Raw genomic sequence first — 3432 nt, 5'->3', positions numbered from 1 at the left:
GCCCGGCGACAGACACCGTCTGACCGGCCCGGCGACAGACACCCTCTGACCGGCCCGGCGACACAGACCCTTTGACCGGCCCGGCGACAGACACCCTTTGACCGGCCCGGCGACAGACACCTTCCGACCCGGCCGGGCCGCGGCACCGGGCGGTCAGTTCAGGTGGCGTAGCAGGGCCGCGGCCGCCGCCGGGGGCTCGCCGGGCGGTCGTACCACCATCACCTTCCAGGTCGGCGCGTGCCGGGTGAACCGGTAGGTCGCCAGGTCCGGGAAGCGGCCGGCGATGGTCGGCGGCATGACGCAGACGCCGAGGTCGGCCCGGACCAGTTCGGACGCCGCCACGATGTCGTTGACCTCGAAGGCCGTGGCGCGTTCGACGCCGGCCGCGCGGAACGAGCGGTCGGCCGCGTCCCGGATCGCCCACCCCGGCGTGAACTCCACCTGGGGCAGCTCCGCGATGTCGGCCAGGTCGACCCGGCCGCCGGGCCCGCTCGCAGTGAGGGTCCGGCGGTGCGACGCCACCAGGACCATCTCCTCGCGGGCCAGCAGCCGGGTCACCAGTCCTCGCTGCTGACGGCGGTCCAGCGCCACCACCGCCAGGTCCACCGTGCCTTCGCGCAGCCCCTGCCGGATGTCGGCGACCGCGGCCTGCCGCAGCCGCACGCCCACCCGCGGGTGCTCCGCCCGCAGCGCGGCCAGCGCGAGGTGCAGGTCCGCCCAGACGCCCTGCATGGTGCCGACCGTCACCCGGCCGCGCAGCTCGCCCTTCGCCGCGTCGACCGCCTCCCGGGCCGCCTCGGCGGCCCGCAGCGCCTGCCGGGCCGCCGGGACGAACGCCTCGCCGGCCGGGGTGAGCCCGACCCGGTGCGTGGTCCTGGTGAACAGCGCGGTGCCCAGCTCGCGTTCGAGGGTGCGGACCGTACCGGAGACGGCGGACTGCACCACGTGCAGCCGCCGTGCCGCCGCCGTGAACCCGCCCGTGTCCGCCACCGCGACGACCACTTCCATCTGCCGCAGGTCCATCATCCGCTCCCACCGACACAGCGCCCGTCCGAGCCGGGCGACGATCTCCGCCGCATCCTAGGCGCGGCCACCGGTTCCGCCGTGGCTCTACGCCGAGTGCTCCGCCCCCGGGCGCCGTTCCGTCAGCCAGTACAGCAGTGCCAGTACCGGCAGGGCGGCCCCGAAGACGCTCACCGCGGTCCAGCCGCCGGCCCGGTAGGCGATGGAGCCGGCCTGCGAGCCCACCGCGCCGCCGATGAAGAAGATCGCGATGAAGGCGCTGTTCAGGCGGGCCCGGGCGAGGGGGTCCAGCTGGTAGACCGTGTGCTGGCCGAGGATCAGCGTGGTCTGTACGGCCATGTCCAGGGCGACGGCGGCGAGCGCGAGCAGGACCACGCTGTGCTGCCCGAGCCCGGCCACGGCGAAGGCCAGCGCGGCCACACCGAGCGCGGCGCCGGTCATGGGCCGGGTCAGTCCGCGGTCCGCCCAGTGCCCGGCGAGCGGCGCCACGGCCGCACCGGCGGCTCCGACCAGCGCGAACACCCCGACGCCGACGGCGGAGTAGTGGAACCGGGCGCCGGTCAGGACGTACGAGACGGTGGTCCAGAAGGCGCTGAACGCACCGAACATCGCCGCCTGGTAGAGGCCGCGGCGCAGCAGCACCGGGTGGGTGCGCACCAGGGCCGCCGTGGAGCGCAGCACATGGTGGTACGGCACGGACGTGGTCGGCGCGTGCCGCGGCAGGGCGAGCCGCAGCGCCACCGCCAGCAGGGCCATCAGCACGGCTGAGCCGAGGTAGACGACCCGCCAGCCGGCCACGCCGGAGACCAGGCTGCTGAGCGTGCGGGACAGCAGTATGCCGGTGAGCAGGCCGCTCATCACCCGGCCCACGATCCGGCCGCGGGCGTGGTCGGGCGCCAGGCTCGCGGCGAACGGCACGAGGATCTGCGCCACCACCGACGTGGCACCGCTGACCAGCGAGGCGGCCAGCAGCATGGGGAACCCGGTCGCCAGGCCGGCCGCCACCATCGCGAGCGTGGTGACCGTCAGCAGCGCGGTGACCAGGCTCCGCTTCTCCAGCCGGTCGCCCAGCGGGACCAGGAAGACCATGCCGATCACGTAGCCGACCTGGGTGAGCGTGATCAGCGTGCCGGCGGTGGACTCGCCGACGTGGAAGACCCCGCGCAGCTCGGCCAGCAGCGGCTGCGCGTAGTACAGGTTTGCGACCGTCATCCCGGAGGCGACGGCGAACAGCGCGATCAGCCAGCCGGGCACGCCGTGGGCGGGCTCGGCGGCACCCCGGCGCGGGGAGCGGACTTCGGACGACGACTGGGACACGGGGACCTTCCTCACAGGAGGCAGTGCACTCACGTACCCCACAGCGTTCCGCCGGCCGCTGTGCTTCCCACCTCACGGCGATCATCGGGGATGTCAGTCATCTTGATCGGAGATGACCTGCCGGAGACGACCGGCGAGCGGGCGCCGGTCCGGCCCGGGGTGCGCTGCCGGGCCACCGGCTGTGCGCTCGCGGTCAACTGCCGGGGCCGGGGCGCTCCTAGCGTGGAGGCACGGTGGCACCGGAACGACCGGTGCGCCGCACGCGATCCCAGGAGACCCGTCATGTCCGAAGCCCCCACGCCCGTCAAGCCGGTCCTCGAACCCGCCGCCCAGGCCTTCGTCGAGGCCACCGCCAACCCGCCCTTCCTCTTCGACCTCGCCCCGGAGGAGGGCCGCAAGGCCGTCGACGAGGTGCAGTCCGGCGAGATCGCCAAGCCGGCCGTCGACGAGGAGTGGATCACGGTCTCCGGCGGTCCCACCGGAACCGTCCAGGCCCGCGTCGTGAAGCCGGCCGGCGCCACCGGCACCCTGCCGGTCATCATCTACATCCACGGCGCCGGCTGGGTCTTCGGCAACGCCCACACCCACGACCGCCTGGTCCGCGAACTCGCCGTCGGCGCGAACGCCGCCGTCGTCTTCCCCGAGTACGACCGCTCGCCCGAGGCCCGCTACCCGGTCGCGATCGAGCAGAACTGGGCCGTCGCCAAGTGGGTCGTGGAGCAGGGGGCGACCAAGGACCTGGACGCCACCCGCATCGCGGTCGCCGGTGACTCGGTCGGCGGCAACATGGCCGCCGCGCTCACCCTGATGGCCAAGGAGCGCGGCGGTGTCCCGCTGCTCCAGCAGGTGCTGTTCTACCCGGTCACGGACGCGAGCTTCGACACCGCCTCCTACCACCAGTTCGCCGAGGGCTACTTCCTGCGCCGCGACGGCATGTTCTGGTTCTGGGACCAGTACACGACCGACGAGGCCGAGCGTGCCCAGATCACCGCGTCGCCGCTGCGCGCCACCACCGAGCAGCTCAAGGACCTCCCCCCGGCCCTGGTCATCGTCGCCGAGGCCGACGTGCTGCGCGACGAGGGCGAGGCCTAC

The 3432-nt window shown here is 74.0% G+C and carries 3 protein-coding genes; 1 reads left to right on the top strand and 2 read right to left on the bottom strand.

The annotated features are described in order from the left end of the window. Positions 1-153 precede the first annotated feature (153 nt). Both AAW13_RS41465 and AAW13_RS41460 read right to left on the bottom strand, forming a co-directional pair. Positions 154-1023 carry a LysR family transcriptional regulator gene (locus AAW13_RS41465; protein ID WP_046728564.1) on the bottom strand — a complete coding sequence of 290 codons (870 nt, stop codon included), beginning with the start codon at positions 1021-1023 and terminating at the stop codon, positions 154-156. 87 nt (positions 1024-1110) lie between these two features. After that, complete coding sequence (locus tag AAW13_RS41460) at positions 1111-2277, bottom strand: MFS transporter (protein WP_046728605.1); 1167 nt, start codon at positions 2275-2277, stop codon at positions 1111-1113. A 345-nt stretch (positions 2278-2622) separates the two neighbouring features. On the opposite strand from AAW13_RS41460, the gene AAW13_RS41455 reads away from it, so the two are divergent. Further along, the coding region (locus AAW13_RS41455) for an alpha/beta hydrolase (RefSeq protein ID WP_071659858.1) at positions 2623-3432 on the top strand (810 nt) is incomplete at its 3' end.

Origin of the sequence: Streptomyces humi (assembly GCF_001005085.2) — a bacterium.
In the GTDB taxonomy this organism is placed as follows: Bacteria; Actinomycetota; Actinomycetes; order Streptomycetales; family Streptomycetaceae; genus Streptomyces; species Streptomyces humi.
Note: the sequence above shows the minus strand (reverse complement) of the source record. Positions and strands in the feature narration are given on the sequence as shown.